The sequence below is a fragment of the Bacillus sp. FSL W7-1582 genome, from assembly GCF_038593325.1.
Taxonomy (GTDB): Bacteria; Bacillota; Bacilli; order Bacillales; family Bacillaceae; genus Bacillus; species Bacillus altitudinis.
Genome location: NZ_CP151987.1, coordinates 1,391,936 through 1,409,322, shown reverse-complemented (window position 1 = coordinate 1,409,322; position 17,387 = coordinate 1,391,936). Strand labels below are relative to the sequence as shown.

The following is a 17,387-nucleotide window of genomic DNA, read 5'->3' as shown; positions in this document are numbered from 1 at the left end:
CACCCTTATCGGTGGCTTTTCTTTATGTTTATGCATACAGCTCTTGTAGTCTTTTTTGAATCTCTTGATCTGATAAGAACTCATCATAAGTTGTTTGTTTATCAACGATGCCGTTTGGCGTCACTTCGATAATCCGGTTTGCAACTGTTTCAACAAACTGATGGTCATGAGATGAGAAGAGCATAGCCCCTTTAAAGCTCATTAGACCGTTATTCAGCGCTGTGATGGACTCTAGGTCTAAATGGTTCGTCGGCTCGTCTAACAGCAAAATATTCGCTCCAGACAGCATCATTTTTGATAACATACAACGAACCTTTTCTCCACCTGATAAGACGCTTGCTTTTTTCTTCACTTCTTCCCCAGAGAAAAGCATACGGCCTAAGAAACCACGCAGGAAGCTTTCACTTTGATCATTAGGAGAATATTGACGAAGCCAATCAACAAGATCTAAATCGCTTCCTTCAAAATATTCACTGTTGTCTTTAGGGAAGAATGCTTGAGATGTTGTCACGCCCCATTTAAATGTCCCGCTGTCTGGCTCCATTTCACCAACAAGGATTTTAAATAAAGTAGAGACAGCAAGTTCATTACGGCTTAAGAACGCAATTTTATCCTCACGATTCATAATAAAGCTGACGTTATCCAGTACTTTTACACCGTCAATCGTTTTTGATAGACCTTCTACTTGAAGGACATCATTTCCGATTTCACGCTCTGGCGCAAAATGAACATAAGGATATTTACGAGAAGATGGTTTAATGTCATCTAGCGAAATCTTATCAAGCAATTTCTTTCTTGATGTCGCTTGCTTCGATTTAGATGCGTTCGCACTGAACCGAGCAACGAATTCTTGAAGCTGCTTAATTTGTTCTTCTTTTTTCTTGTTGGCATCCTGGCTGAGTTTTAATGCCAGCTGGCTTGATTCATACCAGAAATCATAGTTTCCGACATACACTTGAATTTTTCCAAAGTCAAGGTCTGCAATATGCGTACATACTTTGTTTAAGAAATGACGATCATGCGATACGACGATGACGGTATTTTCAAAGTTAATGAGGAACTCTTCTAACCACTGAATGGCTTGTAAGTCCAAGTGGTTCGTTGGCTCATCGAGAAGTAGAACGTCAGGTTTACCGAATAAAGCTTGTGCTAAAAGCACTTTTACCTTTTCAGATCCGCCAAGCTCAGACATTTTCTTCGATTGCAGGCTCTCTGGAATGCCAAGACCTTTTAATAGGATCGCAGCTTCACTTTCCGCTTCCCATCCGTTTAACTCAGCAAACTCACCTTCAAGCTCTGCTGCACGAATCCCGTCTTCATCTGAGAAATCAGGTTTCATATAAATCGCATCTTTTTCCTGCATCACATCATATAGACGTTTGTGACCCATGATGACGACTTTTAACACTTCAAACTCTTCGTATTCAAAGTGGTTCTGTTTTAAAATCGCTAAACGTTCACCTGGACTCATATGAACATCGCCCGTTTGAGCCTCAATTTCTCCAGAAAGAATCTTTAAGAACGTTGATTTACCAGCTCCATTGGCACCAATTAGTCCGTAGCAGTTGCCAGGAGTGAACTTAATATTTACTTCTTCAAATAATTTACGATCAGCAAATCGCAAACTAACATTATTCACTGCAATCATTTATTAATCCTCCATCACTCATTCATCAATATGAAGTATAACATGAATAACGATTGATAGAAACGTCTCTCGCTAAGAACAAAGGCTTTTTGTCCAATATGGTATAATAAGTGGGAATGTTTTTATTGAAGGAGTTCGGGCGATTTGAGATTACTCACACTCATGGAATACTGTTTGTTGATTTTCTTTATGGGCATTTATTTATCGGCGACTGGCTTTAATGCAAGAGACTTTGGCCTTTATATTGGGCTTGTCCTCATTTACACACTGGTCCATATCTTTTCAAAACGCTTTTTACAAAAGCGCGGAAAAGACAATGTGAAAATTGGATTATTCCGTTCTGTTTTGGCGATTACCGGGTCCGTTTTCGCTTCTGTTTTGGCCATTGTCATCATTGTCACGATGCTCACACCAAATTAAAAACGACCCTACATGAAGGGTCGTCCATTCAAGCACCTTTCTTACGCATTGAGAAAGGTGTATTTATTGTGTTTGTCGAATATCGCCAAATGGGAAGAAAACAAATTCTGATGTGCCGACAATACGATCCTTTTCAATGAGTCCGAGTCCATTTCGACTGTCCATGGAATTCAGTCTGTTGTCACCCATAACAAAATAATCGTTTTTCGGTACTTTCACTGGACCAAAATCTCCTGTTAAATGCACCTCATACTCTTTAGCATGTGCCTTGTTCTCTTTTAAATAAGGCTCATCTACTTTTTTACCATTAATGTAAAGCGTATCATCCTTCATTTCAATCGTGTCGCCTGGAAGACCGATCAATCGTTTGACATAATGAATTTTCTGACCGTCTTTTCCATTAATAATCACGATGTCACCACGTTTGACTCCACCGAGATAGTTGATGGTTTTGTTAACAAACAGCTTTTCTCCATCATGAAGGGTTGGTTCCATTGACTCTCCTTCCACCACATACGGCTCAAAAATAAACGTACGGATGATGAGGACGAGAGCAAGTGCAATTAAAATGGCTTTGATCCATTCAAACAGAGAACTTTTCTTCTCTTTTTTGGCTTGTTTCGCATCAGATTGAATGTCATTTTCGTTTTGTTTGTTTTCTTCGTTCAAAATACTGCTTCCTCCTAAGACTTTCTGCTAAAAGACTTGAAACGTGAATTGAATAACTTTACTTTATCACATGTCATTTAAAAATTCACAAGACAACCATTCAATTAGATATTTTTTCCTAATTTATTGATAATTAAACAAAAAGAAGCACCGCTCTTCACGATGCTTCTTTTCAAATTAAGCTTCTTGTCGGACTGGTTTTTTTAGAATTCCGAGAAGTAGCGCTGTAACAAAGGCACCGATTAAGATGCTGATGATGTAAAGAACTGGATGGTTTGTTACCCAGAAAACGAATAGTCCGCCGTGCGGTGCAGGAAGCGTCACTCTAAAGAATTCTGTTAATCCACCTGCAACTGCTGCACCAATCACAGCTGAAGGAATGACGCGCAGAGGATCTGCCGCTGCAAACGGGATCGCCCCTTCAGTAATGAACGCAGCTCCCATGAAGTAACATGTAATACCTGCTTCGCGGTCACGTTTAGAGAATTTGTTTCTAAAGATCGTTGTCGCTAGGGCAATTCCTAGCGGCGGCACCATTCCGCCTGCCATAATTGCAGCATGCGGTGCATAGTTGCCAGCAGCAATCATCGCAAGACCAAATGTGTAGGCCGCTTTGTTAATCGGACCACCCATATCAATGGCCATCATACCAGCTAAAATAATCCCCATTAATACAAGGTTTCCAGTACCAAGTGATTCAAGCCAGTGTGTTAATCCGTCCATGACCATTTTAACAGGCGTGTTGACGATGTAATGCATGATAATCCCTGTAAAGAAAATACCGAACAATGGATAGAGCAGAACTGGTTTAATACCATCGAGCGACTGTGGTACAAAAGTGAATACTTTTTTGAGCAGCACCACAATGTAACCAGCAAGGAAACCAGCAATCAATCCACCTAAGAATCCAGCACCTGCTGCAGAGGCCATGAATCCGCCAACCATACCTGGTGCGAAACCTGGACGGTCTGCAATACTCATTGCGATAAATCCAGCTAATACAGCAACGATTAAGGCAAGTGCATTATCTCCGCCAATCCCTTTTAATACAGCTGCAAATGAATTGAAAGAAGGATCTTTAGGGTCAGCTGAGTTAATTCCCCAGAAGAATGAAATCGCAACAAGGATACCGCCCCCAACAACAAACGGAAGCATGTTGCTTACACCGCTCATTAAGTGCTTATAGAATCCACTTCTTCCCTTACCTGACGATTCATTTTCATCTTTTGAAGAACTGCCGCCTGAACCTTTATAAATCGGCGCATCTTGATTGATGGCTTTTTCGATCAATTCTTGCGGACGGCGAATTCCAGCTGTCACAGGTACTTCAATGACATGTTTGCCTTTAAAGCGTTCCATTTCAACTTGTTTATCAGCTGCCACAATAATAGCTGGCGCTTCTTCAATTTCTTTTGCTGTCAGGGCATGTTTAATTCCACTAGAGCCGTTTGTCTCAACTTTAATGTCAACGCCCATTTCTTTTGCTTTTTCTTTCAAAGCATCTGCGGCCATAAATGTATGCGCGATGCCTGTTGGACAAGCTGTCACCGCTAAAATTTTAGCAGGTTTTCCCGGTGCAGCCGGTTCCTCTTTGACTTCCTCTTCTTCTTCATCGTCTTTATCATGTGTATTGATAATTTCAATGATTTCATCTTCAGTAGCCGCTTCAAGAAGCTGCTTTCGGATCTCTTCACGCATGAGAAGTGTGGATAAACGAGAAAGTGCTTCTAAATGCGTGTTGTTTGCGCCTTCAGTTGCTGCAATCATAAAGACAAGATGACTTGGCTGTCCGTCTAATGATTCATAATCTACACCAGCTGTTGAACGACCAAATGCAATGGCAGGTTCTTTCACACTTGCTGTTTTCGCATGAGGAATCGCAATTCCTTCTCCGATTCCCGTAGAGCTTTGTTTTTCACGATTAACAACAGCTGCTTTGTAGCCTTCTTTATCATTTAATTTACCAGCTGTATCTAATACAGTGACCAGTTCTTCAATAACGGCTTCTTTTTGCTGGCTGTCTAATTGAAGCTTAATCGTATGCTTCGTGAGTAGTTCTGTAATTTTCATGATGACTCCTCCTTTAAATGCGTGTGACTTTTACTTGTGGCAATAATGTATCGACAAGCTCTTTTGTTCCAAGTTCCTCAGAAAATGCTGTAGCACTTCCTGATGTGACGCCAAGCTTAAATGATTCTTCTATGGAAAGGCCTTTAGAAACGCCAGCTAAGAATCCTGCAACAACTGAATCCCCTGCACCAACTGAGTTGATCAGCTTGCCTATTGGAACATTAGATTGAAAGATCCCTTCCTTACTGAATAAGAGAGCGCCGTCTCCAGCCATAGATACAATGACATGTTCAGCACCTTGTTCCAACAGCTTTTTCCCATAAGGAATGGCTTCTTCTGCAGATGAAATACTGGTTTCAAACATTTCACCTAACTCATGATGGTTTGGTTTCATTAAGAATGGTTTCAGATCTGCTGCTTTTTTTAAGGCTTCTCCAGAAATATCAAGTACTACTCTTACCCCTTGCTTCGCACATACTTCAGCAATGCGCTCATATGTGTTATGAGGCAGTGAAGAAGGAATGCTACCTGCTAATACAACGACATCGCCTTCTGTTAATGAAGTGAATTGGGATAAAAACGAATCGAACTGTGCTTCAGTAATACTTGGACCGAGCCCGTTGATTTCTGTTTCTTCGCCTGTTTTTAGTTTCACATTGATACGTGTATCTTCTGACACCTCATGAAAGGCTGTTTGTAATTGTTCGTTTTGTAAAAAGTCTTGAATATATTTGCCTGTAAAACCGCCAATGAATCCAAGTGCTTTTGATTCAACACCGTGCCGTTTTAAAAGCCTTGAGACATTGATTCCTTTACCACCTGGATATTTTTTGTCATAGGTTGAACGATTTAAACCGCCGACCGCAAAATCCTCCACGTGTACGATGTAATCAACTGATGGGTTTAAAGTAACTGTATAAATCATGTTTTCACTACCTTTATAACCGTTTTTTCATGGTAATTATCGAATGAATCCTCTTTTGCGTCGTTTGTGATAATGGTGGCTTCCTGTAAACTAGCAAAGGTTGAAAACGATATTTCGCCAAACTTTGAGGCATCTGTTAAGATGTAGGTTTTTTTCGCCTGCTTCATGGCTCTTTTTTTAATGAGCGCTTCTTCTGGATCAGGTGTTGTAAACCCTGCCTCGGGATGAATGCCGTTCGTCCCAACAAAGCTCTTGTCAAAACGGTAATTTTCCATAGCTGTCAAAGCTGCGGCTCCCACCATGGCTCCTGTTCGATGTTTCACTGATCCGCCTATCAGGTAAAAAGAAATGCCTTTTCTCATGAGTGCTTCAATGTGCATGACACCATTTGTCACCACCACGATATCTTGATCTGGATCGATAAAGTCAATCATTTGCTGTGTTGTCGTACCAGCATCTAAGTAAATACAATCGCCTTGTTTTAAAAGTGATGCAGCTGCCTCTGCAATCAATGACTTTTCATGAAGGTTTTTGGCAGATTTCTCAAACACATCCGGTTCAAGACGAATACTAGATATTTTAGCTGCTCCTCCGTGAACTCTTTTAAGAAAGCCTTTTTCTTCGAGGGCTGACAAATCTCTTCTAATTGTAGATTCAGACGCATCCGTCATAATCGTTAAGTCCTGTATTTTGATGACATCGTTTTCTTCTAAATAGTCGATAATGAGTTGATGTCTTTCTGGTGTTAGCATTGAAAACACCCCCTTTTGAAAACGTATTCATTTTGCGCGCACCTTTATTGTAATCGCTTTTTTCAACATTATCAATACAAAACAACCAAATACATTCAATAACTATCAAAATCTTTCACAATGGTCATCTTACCTTTATATGTACCATTTGTAAACTGAAAAATATGTGACATTGAGAAGAAAGTCATGATATTAGCATTTCTATCATTTTTCATTTCATTCAATTGAACGAAAAAAAGCCTTTATGCGTTTTGCATAAAAGCTTCAGGTGGGGAGCAGCAGGCAATATATCTCGTTCTACCTTCTTGTCAGCACCTCGTACGTTAACTTTAGGATTATTCATATCTAAGTGATTCAATCGGATCGAGCCTCGCTGCTTTATTGGCAGGAATCAGTCCAAAAATAATACCAATGAGCATACTAAATAGGACGCCTCCACATACGATTTGCCACGATACAAGAGAAGGCCACCCTGCAAACAGTGACACAAGTGAAGCACCTCCGAAGCCAAGCGCAATTCCAAGTAACCCACCGATCAGTGTAAGGACGACAGACTCAATTAAAAACTGAACGAGTATTTGAGCCCTAGTTGCCCCAAGTGCCTTTCGAATTCCGATTTCTCTTGTTCTTTCTGTGACAGATACGAGCATAATATTCATGACACCAATGCCGCCGACAAGTAATGAGATACCAGCAATTGAGCCAATGATTGTTGTCATGACAGACGTAATCTGACCAATGCCTGCTGCAATCTCTTCCAGATTGATCATTTCGTAAGCATCTTCTGTATGGTGATTTTCATTTAAGCGTGCAGCCGCACTCTTTCCCACTTCTTTCATTTGATCAGCATGTGCAACTTGAATAGACAACTTATCATATTCTTTCACACCAAATGCAGTTGTCAGCATTGCAAAAGGGACATATATTTCATTCATATCAAATGAGAACAGACCTTCCTGTTTTGCTAAAACTCCGATCACCTCAACCGGCTGTCCATTCATCCAAATCAACTCGCCTACTGCCTTCTCTCCATTAAATAATTCTTTTTGTATCCCTTCTGAAATAACAGCTGCCCTTCTTCCGCTCCTAAAATCGATTTCACGTAAGTCCTGTCCTTCTGATATATGTAATGAATGTACATTCGTGTAGCCTTCATTAATCCCATTGACCGTTGCATCTATTGTTGTATCTTGGAATCTTAATTGCATGCCTTGTGCCGTGGAGGAGGCAACCTGTTTAACCCCATTCAATGCTTGAACACTTTGAATGTCTTCTTCAGTAAATGTGGCTTCAAATAACGCATTCGGATTCGCATTTAACTCCTCATCAGAGGGTGTATAGGTCATATCAATGGTATTGTTTGGCCCTGAAATTGATTCTTTCAGCATTTGCTCTCCGCCTTGACCGATGGCAACGACTGCAATCACTGATCCAACCCCAATAATAATGCCAAGCATTGTTAAAATAGACCGCAATTTATGAGCTAGGACAGAATTCAGCGCTATTTTGATATTTTCAAAGAGTTTCATTCATTGCGTCTCCTTGTATCAATCTATCTTGAACGAGGCGTCCATCTCTTACAACGACTATCCGGTTTGTATACGCAGCTATTTCTTCTTCATGAGTAACGAGCACAACCGTTGTTCCTTCCTCATTGAGCTTTGTAAACTGTTCCATAATCGAGCCACTCGTTTTTGAATCAAGAGCGCCTGTTGGCTCATCTGCCAAGATGAGCTTCGGCTCATTGACAATCGCACGTGCGATGGCTACTCTTTGCTTTTGCCCCCCTGACAACTCGTTTGGCATATGCTTCATTCGATCTGCCAAACCAACCTTTTCAAGTGCCATTTCCGCACGTTCTTTTCTTTCTTTTTGACTGATACCAGCGTAAATCATCGGAAGTTCAACATTTCGCCTCGCATTTAATCTAGGTAGTAAATAAAATTGTTGAAAAACAAAACCAATGGAGCGATTTCGAATTACTGCCAGTTCTTGATCCTTTGCTGCCGACAGCTCCATACCTTGAAAATGGTACTGTCCGGAGGTCGGGTGGTCCAAACAGCCAATGATATTCATTAACGTTGATTTTCCAGAACCGGACGGGCCCATAATGGACATATACTCGCCTTTACCAATGACGAGGTTCACATCACTTAATACATCAAATGTCTCCTCAGCGACTTCGTAGCTTTTTGTCACGTTTGAAAGCTGAATCATTCAGCATTCACTTCCATTCCGTCATACATATCATCTGATGGCTCTGCAATGATTTGATCTTCTTTTGTTAAACCTTTCGTCACTTCAAGATCTTGACCTGACGTTTCACCTAATGTCACTTTTACTTTCTTCAGTGCATTCTTTTCAACAACATAAACGTATGAACCATCTTTCTCTTTTTTCACGGCTGTTTCAGGAATTGTGAGCACTTGACGCTTGTCCGTTTCAATTTCCATGATCATTTTAAAGCCTGGTTTTGCATCCGGCTTTTTCCCTTTCATTTCAATTTCGACTGGATATTGTACGGTTTGATCACTAGCAGCTGTTTCTGCTGTTGACTGGGCAGGCACAGCGCCCACTTTTTTCACCACTCCTTGCCAGCTCTTTCCGCGAATGACATCAGACGTTACCTTTACTTTTTGTTTCTTTTTGACTTTCATAGCATCATACTCAGTGATTAAGCCTCGTACGATCATTTTTTTCTCATTGCCAATATGGATCACCGGCTGCCTCTCTTCTAGCTTCCCTGCGCCAGCATCTTGCTCGATGGAGATGACTGTTCCTTCAATTTTGCTATGTATCGTTAAATCTTCTATTTGTGCCTTTACTTTTTCTTGGTTAAGCTCCGCTTGTTTTTGCTCTAATTCAGCGGCTTTGAGTTCGAGTTCAAGCTGATCTCGCTCGTTTTTCGAATCAGAGCCCGCCTTTTTCCCCTGATTTTCATCTAATGTATTGAGTCTATTTTGTAATTGTTCAAGCTTTAGTGTACTTGATTCAGCCGCAAGTGCTTGCTGCTGTTCTTCAAGCTCCAGTTCCTTATTTTCATATGTAAGGAGCGGTGTTCCAACTTTCACCTTTTCTCCTTCTTTCACAGCGATATGATTCAGGCTTCCCTTCTCTTCTTCTGTATAAATGAATTGCTCCTCCGAGAATGAAAGTGTTCCAGGCGTCATCACCGTAGAAGTTATTTCTTTTGATGCAAGTTGGACTGTTTTAAATGATGCCGTAGAGGCAGGCTTTGATTGGTTTTTTGCAATATTAAATCCAATGAATAGACCAATCACAATAATGATAATGGATCCGATAATGATTTTCTTTCTCATAAAAACATTCTACCCCCAGCTTACTGCATGTTGATGGTGATTGTGGTTCCTACATATTGAAAAATTAAAGATAATACATAAAAGACACTCACAATAATCCAAGATATTCTTGGCGAAATGCGGCCGACTTTGATCAATAAAAAGCCTGTTAAAACAAGATTCCAGATCACAAAAAGATCGATATTGGCTAACACGGCATGCCATGGACCAGACATTCGAATGAATGCGTTTAATGAGGTAACCGTGATATCTTTTGGCACATGAAAAAAAATGATCGCCAAATGAGAAATAATCGTACCAATGATCGTAATAGGTGTGATATACAGTACACCTGAAAACAGCTGATGAAATGTTGCATCACCTTTTGCTAAAAAGACGATGAACTTGTATACGGCAGTATTAATGACAATCCCAATGACCAGACCAATAAGCGTGATCACATAAACGAAAGGGATTGGTAAAATTAAATCTGCCCACAATCCTTCATTCACTAGCTGAGACAAATAAGTGACAACAACTGTTAATACAAGCACACATGATAAAGGCCACCAAACGAATGGCTGCTCCCACACTCTTTTTAAATGCTCTGATGGTCTTGTGCTTACTCCAATCATTGTGGGTTTTGGCGTTGTTTCTTTCATCAAATGTCATCCTCTCCATGTGCTGTAAGTATCGAAACGTTTTTTCATACTCTTGTTGTTTCTATTTTATCAAAAGATTGCCAATAAGTGATAGATCATTTGATTTTCTTATTTTCATAGTGATAGGATTGAATCTATTATTCTATTTTCATGAACGACATCCTTCAAATGATACCTTGATCCGACCATATTCATATGAAAAAATCATGATTTTACTGACTGAAAAACAGTTTATGAAGTAAACAACATGTCTTTCGGAATAAATATCCTTTTCCTTTGGATTCAGATGGTCTCAGTTAGACACAACAATTTTTTGTTAAAATATTCCTAGTAATTTCAATGAATCCCGGCTTTATAGGACTATGTTTAGCGCCTTTTATAGAACAGATGAGCCTTTAGTATCAATACTTTCATATTAAAAAAATAAAAATAAAAGGATTTTACTTGATCAAATGTTATTTTTTCATATAATGTAAAATAGAGGTAGGTTAAATGATAGTGGAAATGGAGTCAAGTGAATGTTAAGAGAAAAATTGAAAATGCAATTGATTTTACTTTATGAAAAGGAACAAGAAGCATGGCAATACTTTAGAAAGGAAAGAGAACTGATTTATCATGAGCTCAAATTACTTGATATGAAAGAGAGCAGACCTTCTAATGACAAAATATACTACGCAGCAAGGTGTGTAGATATTATTAAAGAAAAAAAGGGAAGCATCGTGAGCACAAAAGAACTAAAAGAACAGCTTCAAGCTCAAACAGATTTCAATGTGAGACGAATCAGCGAATTGTATGATCTCATTCAACAGCTCGATCCTCACATTTCTAAAGCACGCCGGGGATGTTTTATTTACGAAGATCATACCCAAGTACCTCTCCAAACTTTTCACACATAAAAAAATTGGTTACAGCCGCTGGCCATAACCAAATCCTCTAATATCTATTATCCACCACTTACAGGAGGAATGAGTGCAACAGTGTCCCCGCTACGCACTTCAGCATTTCCCCTCGTATATATTTCGTTGACTGCAACCATCACGTTTTGTGCAGTATCAACACCATATACCTCCTGTAATTCTATTTTAATCTCATCAACCGTTGTTTGATCTTTTTGAATGATGATTTGTTGTTTACCGGCCTTCTCAGCAAGGCCGGCGAACAATAATACGCTAATCATGCCGCTTCCCTTCTTTCTCGTTAAGTTGGAGAGTACTAGGTTTTCCTTCCGGGTATGAAACGGTTTCAAGCTGATCACCTATCCAAGCCTCTCCATCTTCCCAGTATTCCTTTTTCCATATAGGAACTATTTCCTTTATTCGTTCAATCGCATATTCATTGGCTTCGTATGCAGCTTTCCGATGAGGTGATGAAACAGCTATTGCCACTGCAATGTCACATATCTCAAGAGTGCCAATACGATGCACAATAGCAGCTTCTGTATCGGGCCAGCGTTTTTTAATTTCTTGTCCAATTTGACTCAACATATTTTCCGCCATTGGTATGTATGCTTCATATGTTAAACGCAGCGTTTTTTTGCCATTTGTCCATTCTCTTACCGTGCCTATGAATGTCGTAATGGCTCCCGCTTTGCGTCTTGTGACATGCTGAATCAATTCATTCACATCAATCGGCTCTTTTGTGATCTTAAAAAGTTCATTCATACGAGGCTTCCCCCTTCAATAAATTAAAAGCAAATGTGATCCCGCGCTTGTCAAATGCTGAAAACACAGGAAACGGGTATTTCTCAGTGAATTGTATTTCTTTATTGAAATAAATGGCTGCTTGTATATGAGAAAGTGTTGAAAGATCAATGAGTTCCTGTTCGTCTTTGACACACAGGATTTTGCGATAAGGCGCCTGTTTGTATCCTTCGATCAAGACGGCATCTAAAGGAAGATGCTGACACATGTTGATTAGTTGTGTGAATGTCATGTGCCGTATGAAAAAGTGACATTCACCTTCTCCCTCCACACCTGCGGCAAATGCACCCGCTTGAACATATCGATCCGTATCTTTTTGTTTGAACAGACGGTCTGGCTTTCCGCCATGTCCGTGATGTTTGAAGCAGCCTAGCTGCATTTCTTCTTCATCCGCCAGCTGACATAATTTTTCGATCAGCGTCGTTTTACCACTATTTTGATAGCCCACGACTTGTAGAATGTTTAATTTGTCATCCAACATGGAGCACCGCCTTCGTGGTGAAATAGCAGAACGCTGACCTGGTCACCTGCACTAAACCCTCTTGTTCCTCCAGGCAAAACAATGAAACAATCAGCATGAGCAATAGATGTCACCGCACTAGATTTATCAAGACCGGTTGGCGTCACACTCAGCTGGCTGCCAGCGAAATCAAGTGATGCTCTAACAAATCGTGTGAATGGATTGGCTTTTGGAAAATCATGTGTCAGCTTCGCCTCAGCAAAAACGGGAAATGGATTTTCTTTCAAACACCATTTATAAATGATCGGTTTGACAAATAGTTCAAAGCCAACAAAACAGGCAGCCGGATTTCCTGACAGCCCATAAAGCAATTGACCATTTGACAACGCAGCAACGGTCGTCACACTTCCAGGTCTCATGGCGACTTTATTAAACAACACCTCTGCACCTAGTTTTTCATAAATAGCAGGTAAAAAGTCAAAATCACCTACCGATACACCACCTGTTGTGATGAGCATATCAACTTTGCTTAAGGCTGCTTTTACGGCTTCATAGCTTTGATCAAAATCATCGGATACACCGCCTAAATCAAGCGGTTCTCCTCCAGCTTCAAGAACCTGAGCGTATACCATGCTTAGGTTACTATTTCTAATTTTACCGTCCACCATGGCATCACTTACTTGTAGGAGCTCGGTACCTGTTGAGATGATACCGATCACCGGTTTTTTGACGACTGGCACAACCGCATACCCGAACGTTGCCAATATCGCCGTCACGCCTGGGGTAACTTTTGAGCCTTTTTTGATCATGACGTTCCCTTTGAGGGTCTCTTCTCCTTGCCGAGAAATATTGTCCCCCTTTTTCAGCCGTCTTTTAAGTGACATCATTGATTTACCGTCTTTTTCAAACGTTTTCGTCAATTCGAGCATGATCACAACATTTGCTCCTTTTGGAATCTTCGCTCCTGTCATGATGCGAATCGCTTGAAAAGGACCGATCGTTTTTGCAGAAACAATACCTGCCCCTATATGATCAATGACCTCAAATTCAATCGGATGCTCGCTCGATGCTTCCTTTGTATCTTCTGCTCGAAGTGCAAAACCATCATACGGAGAACGATCAAAGGCAGGAACATCGTGATCTGCTAAAATATCCTCTGCAATCCATCTTCCAAGGCTGTTCTTTAAAGGAACCCATTCGACTTGTCCATGTTTTTGAAATTGGTGGACTTTCTTTACTGCCTCTTCTACTGGAATTGGCTGTCGTCTTTCCATCACTTCTCACTCCTATATGCCTAGCAGTCTTGCTAGTAATGAATTGGCTACTCTTTCATCATTTGTCCCATGGATTAATACACGTCCTCCTTTAAAACAAACGATACGGTGTCTTTCATAGCGTATATGAATTAAAAAATCGTTCACTTCCACCTCACAAATAGAGGACAGACGCTCTTTTACATGCTGAAATGAAAGGTTTTCTAAATCCTTCGATATGATCTGAATGGTGTCACGCCCGCAAAGAATCGCTGTTTTTTTTCGCTGTTCCTGTAAATATGGATACGTTCTATTTATGCCGCAAGATGGACAGCTCTCCTGCTTCGTACGAGATACATCCATTTTAAACGAAGACGACTGCCACAAATCAAACGTGACAAACTTTCGCTCCATTTGCTCTTCATGCCCTGTTAAATATTTTAATGCCTCTGTTTGCTGATAAGCCGACACCATTTGGACAGCAGGAGAAATAATACCAGCTGTATCACATGTCAAACCCCCAATAGGCACTGAGGTAAATACACATGATAAGCAAGGTGTTTTGCCCGGCAAAATGGTCATATACATTCCCTGACTGCTCACACAGGCACCGTAAATCCAAGGCGTATTTGTTTCTAAAGATAAGTCATTCATCACCATTCTTGTCTCAAAATTATCAGTCGCATCAATGACGATATTTGCTTTTCGGAATAAAGGTCTTAACAGCTCTACTCCTGCATCTTCAATAAGAGCGTGTATGGTCACTTCATGGTTGATCTCTTGGAGACGTTTTTTCGCCGCTGCCGCTTTTGGCACATGCATCTTTGCATCGTGTTCAGTGTACAGCTGCTGCCGTTGTAAATTTGAGAATTCGACATAATCACGATCTACAATCGTCAAAGTACCAATTCCAGATCGGACAAGCCCTTCAGCAGATGCTGTTCCAAGTGCACCAGCTCCAACAATAAGGACATGACTTTCGGCAAGCGCAGACTGCCCTTTTTCGCCTACCGGAGGGAACAAGATTTGCCTTGAATATCGCTCGTTCAATATTGTTCTCTCCTTCTCGTTTTTATGTATCATATCATACCGTTTTCAGGTAAATCGCTTCTTTTATTGATATTATGAAATTCATTTGGTGCCACGTTCAGTTCGTCGGCTGGAACAACCTGGACGTGAAGTTTTTGTAATAAGTCTTTGATAGCTAATTGATTCTCTTTTAAACACGCAGAAATAAACGGAAGACTGCGGCGGTGATAAAGCGCAAATAACGGCTGTAATCTTCCCTGCACCATCGGAACCACAGCATCTACATGCTTATGGCAATAAGAAGATAAAGCGACGGCTGTCTCTTTTCGTATGAATGGCATATCACATGCCGTCACTAAATACCACTCTGCTTCTTGCTTTTGCATAGCGGTATATATACCTGCAAGCGGGCCATACCCACGCACCTGTTCATCATCTAACCAAACAGCTTGTTCCCCTCTTGCTTTGAAAAAAGGCAGAAGCTTCGGGTGACTGATGATGACGGTTTCCCCTTTCAAAAGTTGCTCTTTCACATGTTCATATAGTGGTTTCCCCTGATAGACATGACTTGCCTTTGGCTCTCCAAAACGCCTAGAAGCACCTCCGGCTAGTATCACATTCACTATTCTCATCATCTCATCCCCTTTGATATGGTTGTTCTAATCGCACTCATTTCGCATACTTTATTGATAACATGAATAAGGAGGGTCTACCTATGAACCGGCGCCATGCTTCTCCCCTATTCCATGATCTGTCTCAAGAAAATCTATTTTTAAAAGCTGAAACGGCCAAATATCAACAGATAATTTCAGATTTACAGTCCACGTATACCTATGCTAAAAACAAGAAGCTATCTCAAGAATATCATGAGATGAAAAAGGATTTCACTCAATTAAAACAACAATTGGATGAAATGACCATTGACCAAGACGAAGCATCATCTAAAATACAAGATCTCTCTTATAGCAAATCGGAATTATTACATAAAATCGTCCTTCTTCATGAAATGCTGCAAAAGGAAACCTATCATAGACGAAAAGAAACAGAGGAAAAGCACCGATTGCATTTGAAGGTTGTAAAATATAAGGAAATGTCTCAGCAACTACAGGAGCGATTACTAGACCAAGATAAACAGCTTGCAAAAGAGGAGAAAAAAGGAAATACTTTATCCGCTGTGATTGAAAAACTGCAGCAAACTCTAGGCGATAAAAACGCAGAGCTTCATTTATTACAAGAAGGCGTCCGGCATCTACAGGAGCGTTTTTATGAAACACAAGAAAAATTACTGCAAATCGAAAAAGCAAAAGAAGCCATTTTTTATGAAACGCTCACGAGCTACCAAAAACAGTTGGCCGAAAGCGAGGAATGGATCGCTTCTCATTTTGCTGATATCGACCAGTCAGCCCAAACAAATGCCGAGCCGTTCTCACAAGACCCTATTTTACAAACAACCGAAGAAATAGGACCGATTTTGAAGAAACTAAACGAACAAGTAGAAACGCTCCAGGCAAAAGTTGATGCGGTGCAGCGGAGTGGAGAGGTCATGACAGTGAAGATCGATGGATTTAAAAAACAGCGCGACAACATGCCCAAAGAACGAAAGATTGTCTATACAGTTGATCAAAAAAAGTGATTCATTCATCACGTACGCAAGAAAAAACTGCTGGCATTTACGCCCAGCAGTTTCTTTTTTATTTATTCGTCTTCTGTTTGAATGTCGCCTTCTAAAATATACTGTCCGCGATAAGGTTTCTTCACTTCTGGGTACATTTTAATTAAGCTTTGCATAAACGTTGTCATATTTGGAATTTCAAGACCACTCTCTTTTTCAATCTCTTTTTGAAGTTCAGAGCTTTTAATCGCCGCATTATGACGCTTTAATGTTTTGATTGCAGCTTCACGAAGCTTAGCTGCCTTTGATCCAGGTCTAGCTGTGCCTCTTCTGCGTCTTGTAGATCCTTCAGGAATACCTACAGGTGCACCATTTAGCTGACCTGTTCCTAAAGATGATGTAACGTTTGACTGCGTTTGCGCAGGCTGATTGTAGCTTCTCATTTCTTGTGCAGCCAGCTCAGCTAATACAGGCAGTGAATCTGTTTTTCTCTCTGTACGTACTTCTTTTTTTGTATCTGTGACGAGACCTGTACCTTGACGGTCTAATTCTCTTAGTTTTGCGTAAATCGCATCTCGTTCAATTTGATATTCACGGATGACCTTTACTTCTGCTTCATTTAATTGTTCCAATCGTAAACGTAACGCTTCCCTCTCATTAAACAATGGATTTCCCCCTCATCATATAAAAAATATTCTATAGTAAATATTAGATTAGAAAACTAATTTTATCAACTATTTTTTTATCATTTTACAGTTTGCTATCAGATAGGTATTTCCAACTAAAATTTTGCCAAAGAAGAAAAATCGGCACCCATTTCATTGCCACTATAGGCTTTTGACCACCTTTAAAATATTGTAAAAATTTTGAATAAACGCTTATACTACT

At 40.3% G+C, this 17,387-nt stretch carries 19 protein-coding genes; 3 read left to right on the top strand and 16 right to left on the bottom strand.

Annotated features, from left to right (window positions below):
* Window positions 1–28 precede the first annotated feature (28 nt).
* A complete protein-coding gene (locus NSQ11_RS07225; protein ID WP_342501323.1) occupies window positions 29–1,648 on the bottom strand; it encodes an ATP-binding cassette domain-containing protein in 1,620 nt (539 codons plus the stop codon).
* A gap of 144 nt (window positions 1,649–1,792) precedes the next feature.
* Here NSQ11_RS07225 and NSQ11_RS07220 point away from each other — a divergent pair, with 144 nt between their 5' ends.
* Window positions 1,793–2,068, top strand: coding sequence for a hypothetical protein (locus tag NSQ11_RS07220; protein WP_008345136.1), 276 nt, complete (start codon window positions 1,793–1,795; stop codon window positions 2,066–2,068).
* A gap of 63 nt (window positions 2,069–2,131) precedes the next feature.
* Here the strand turns inward: NSQ11_RS07220 and lepB are convergent, their stop codons facing one another.
* From lepB to NSQ11_RS07180, 8 genes are all read right to left on the bottom strand, one after another.
* Entirely contained in the window at window positions 2,132–2,704 is a 573-nt protein-coding gene (gene lepB, locus NSQ11_RS07215) for a signal peptidase I (RefSeq protein ID WP_026050084.1), read from the bottom strand.
* Between the two features lie 210 nt (window positions 2,705–2,914).
* The gene (locus NSQ11_RS07210; RefSeq protein WP_048001600.1) at window positions 2,915–4,807 is read right to left on the bottom strand and encodes a PTS fructose transporter subunit IIABC; all 1,893 of its coding nucleotides are present in this window, start codon (window positions 4,805–4,807) and stop codon (window positions 2,915–2,917) included.
* Window positions 4,808–4,820: 13 nt separating this feature from the next.
* Complete coding sequence (pfkB, locus tag NSQ11_RS07205; RefSeq protein WP_008345141.1) at window positions 4,821–5,732, bottom strand: 1-phosphofructokinase; 912 nt, start codon at window positions 5,730–5,732, stop codon at window positions 4,821–4,823.
* Window positions 5,729–6,484, bottom strand: coding sequence for a DeoR/GlpR family DNA-binding transcription regulator (locus tag NSQ11_RS07200; RefSeq protein ID WP_008345143.1), 756 nt, complete (start codon window positions 6,482–6,484; stop codon window positions 5,729–5,731). The genes pfkB and NSQ11_RS07200 overlap by 4 nt, the downstream gene beginning before the upstream one ends.
* 335 nt (window positions 6,485–6,819) lie before the next feature.
* On the bottom strand, window positions 6,820–8,013 hold the full coding sequence (locus NSQ11_RS07195) for an ABC transporter permease (RefSeq protein WP_008345147.1): 1,194 nt from the start codon (window positions 8,011–8,013) through the stop codon (window positions 6,820–6,822).
* A complete protein-coding gene (locus NSQ11_RS07190) occupies window positions 8,000–8,701 on the bottom strand; it encodes an ABC transporter ATP-binding protein (RefSeq protein ID WP_007498627.1) in 702 nt (233 codons plus the stop codon). Before NSQ11_RS07190 ends, NSQ11_RS07195 begins: the two co-directional genes overlap by 14 nt.
* Window positions 8,698–9,804: an efflux RND transporter periplasmic adaptor subunit gene (locus NSQ11_RS07185; protein ID WP_008345150.1), complete on the bottom strand. Its 1,107-nt coding sequence runs from the start codon at window positions 9,802–9,804 to the stop codon at window positions 8,698–8,700. Before NSQ11_RS07185 ends, NSQ11_RS07190 begins: the two co-directional genes overlap by 4 nt.
* 20 nt (window positions 9,805–9,824) lie before the next feature.
* Window positions 9,825–10,445 carry a YIP1 family protein gene (locus NSQ11_RS07180; protein WP_008345152.1) on the bottom strand — a complete coding sequence of 207 codons (621 nt, stop codon included), beginning with the start codon at window positions 10,443–10,445 and terminating at the stop codon, window positions 9,825–9,827.
* Between the two features lie 518 nt (window positions 10,446–10,963).
* On the opposite strand from NSQ11_RS07180, the gene NSQ11_RS07175 reads away from it, so the two are divergent.
* The gene (locus NSQ11_RS07175; protein WP_017359410.1) at window positions 10,964–11,341 is read left to right on the top strand and encodes a hypothetical protein; all 378 of its coding nucleotides are present in this window, start codon (window positions 10,964–10,966) and stop codon (window positions 11,339–11,341) included.
* Between the two features lie 47 nt (window positions 11,342–11,388).
* Here the strand turns inward: NSQ11_RS07175 and moaD are convergent, their stop codons facing one another.
* From moaD to NSQ11_RS07145, 6 genes are read right to left on the bottom strand one after another with little or no spacing between them, the layout of a single operon-like run.
* Window positions 11,389–11,622 (bottom strand): molybdopterin converting factor subunit 1, encoded by a 234-nt coding sequence (moaD, locus tag NSQ11_RS07170; protein WP_008345159.1) that lies wholly within the window; start codon window positions 11,620–11,622, stop codon window positions 11,389–11,391.
* On the bottom strand, window positions 11,615–12,106 hold the full coding sequence (locus tag NSQ11_RS07165) for a molybdenum cofactor biosynthesis protein MoaE (RefSeq protein ID WP_008345161.1): 492 nt from the start codon (window positions 12,104–12,106) through the stop codon (window positions 11,615–11,617). Before NSQ11_RS07165 ends, moaD begins: the two co-directional genes overlap by 8 nt.
* Complete coding sequence (mobB, locus tag NSQ11_RS07160) at window positions 12,099–12,626, bottom strand: molybdopterin-guanine dinucleotide biosynthesis protein B (protein ID WP_046527034.1); 528 nt, start codon at window positions 12,624–12,626, stop codon at window positions 12,099–12,101. Before mobB ends, NSQ11_RS07165 begins: the two co-directional genes overlap by 8 nt.
* Entirely contained in the window at window positions 12,608–13,882 is a 1,275-nt protein-coding gene (gene glp, locus NSQ11_RS07155; RefSeq protein WP_048001602.1) for a gephyrin-like molybdotransferase Glp, read from the bottom strand. Before glp ends, mobB begins: the two co-directional genes overlap by 19 nt.
* Before the next feature lie 9 nt (window positions 13,883–13,891).
* Window positions 13,892–14,908 carry a MoeB/ThiF family adenylyltransferase gene (locus NSQ11_RS07150; RefSeq protein WP_050827223.1) on the bottom strand — a complete coding sequence of 339 codons (1,017 nt, stop codon included), beginning with the start codon at window positions 14,906–14,908 and terminating at the stop codon, window positions 13,892–13,894.
* 29 nt (window positions 14,909–14,937) lie between these two features.
* On the bottom strand, window positions 14,938–15,519 hold the full coding sequence (locus NSQ11_RS07145) for a molybdenum cofactor guanylyltransferase (RefSeq protein WP_017359414.1): 582 nt from the start codon (window positions 15,517–15,519) through the stop codon (window positions 14,938–14,940).
* An 83-nt stretch (window positions 15,520–15,602) separates the two neighbouring features.
* Between NSQ11_RS07145 and NSQ11_RS07140 the strand changes: the two genes are divergently transcribed.
* Window positions 15,603–16,520 (top strand): hypothetical protein, encoded by a 918-nt coding sequence (locus NSQ11_RS07140; RefSeq protein ID WP_025207264.1) that lies wholly within the window; start codon window positions 15,603–15,605, stop codon window positions 16,518–16,520.
* Between the two features lie 62 nt (window positions 16,521–16,582).
* On the opposite strand, the gene NSQ11_RS07135 is transcribed toward NSQ11_RS07140, so the two are convergent.
* Window positions 16,583–17,164, bottom strand: a complete 582-nt coding sequence (locus NSQ11_RS07135; protein WP_007498648.1) for a hypothetical protein — start codon at window positions 17,162–17,164, stop codon at window positions 16,583–16,585.
* Window positions 17,165–17,387: the final 223 nt, after the last annotated feature.

Coding starts and splice junctions, on each gene's coding strand:
- NSQ11_RS07225 (WP_342501323.1), bottom strand. CDS start 1,648: ATGATTGCAGTGAATAATGTTAGTTTGCGATTTGCTGATCGTAAATTA.
- NSQ11_RS07210 (WP_048001600.1), bottom strand. CDS start 4,807: ATGAAAATTACAGAACTACTCACGAAGCATACGATTAAGCTTCAATTA.
- pfkB (WP_008345141.1), bottom strand. CDS start 5,732: ATGATTTATACAGTTACTTTAAACCCATCAGTTGATTACATCGTACAC.
- NSQ11_RS07200 (WP_008345143.1), bottom strand. CDS start 6,484: ATGCTAACACCAGAAAGACATCAACTCATTATCGACTATTTAGAAGAA.
- NSQ11_RS07195 (WP_008345147.1), bottom strand. CDS start 8,013: ATGAAACTCTTTGAAAATATCAAAATAGCGCTGAATTCTGTCCTAGCT.
- NSQ11_RS07190 (WP_007498627.1), bottom strand. CDS start 8,701: ATGATTCAGCTTTCAAACGTGACAAAAAGCTACGAAGTCGCTGAGGAG.
- NSQ11_RS07185 (WP_008345150.1), bottom strand. CDS start 9,804: ATGAGAAAGAAAATCATTATCGGATCCATTATCATTATTGTGATTGGT.
- NSQ11_RS07180 (WP_008345152.1), bottom strand. CDS start 10,445: ATGAAAGAAACAACGCCAAAACCCACAATGATTGGAGTAAGCACAAGA.
- NSQ11_RS07175 (WP_017359410.1), top strand. CDS start 10,964: ATGTTAAGAGAAAAATTGAAAATGCAATTGATTTTACTTTATGAAAAG.
- moaD (WP_008345159.1), bottom strand. CDS start 11,622: ATGATTAGCGTATTATTGTTCGCCGGCCTTGCTGAGAAGGCCGGTAAA.
- NSQ11_RS07165 (WP_008345161.1), bottom strand. CDS start 12,106: ATGAATGAACTTTTTAAGATCACAAAAGAGCCGATTGATGTGAATGAA.
- mobB (WP_046527034.1), bottom strand. CDS start 12,626: ATGTTGGATGACAAATTAAACATTCTACAAGTCGTGGGCTATCAAAAT.
- NSQ11_RS07145 (WP_017359414.1), bottom strand. CDS start 15,519: ATGAGAATAGTGAATGTGATACTAGCCGGAGGTGCTTCTAGGCGTTTT.
- NSQ11_RS07140 (WP_025207264.1), top strand. CDS start 15,603: ATGAACCGGCGCCATGCTTCTCCCCTATTCCATGATCTGTCTCAAGAA.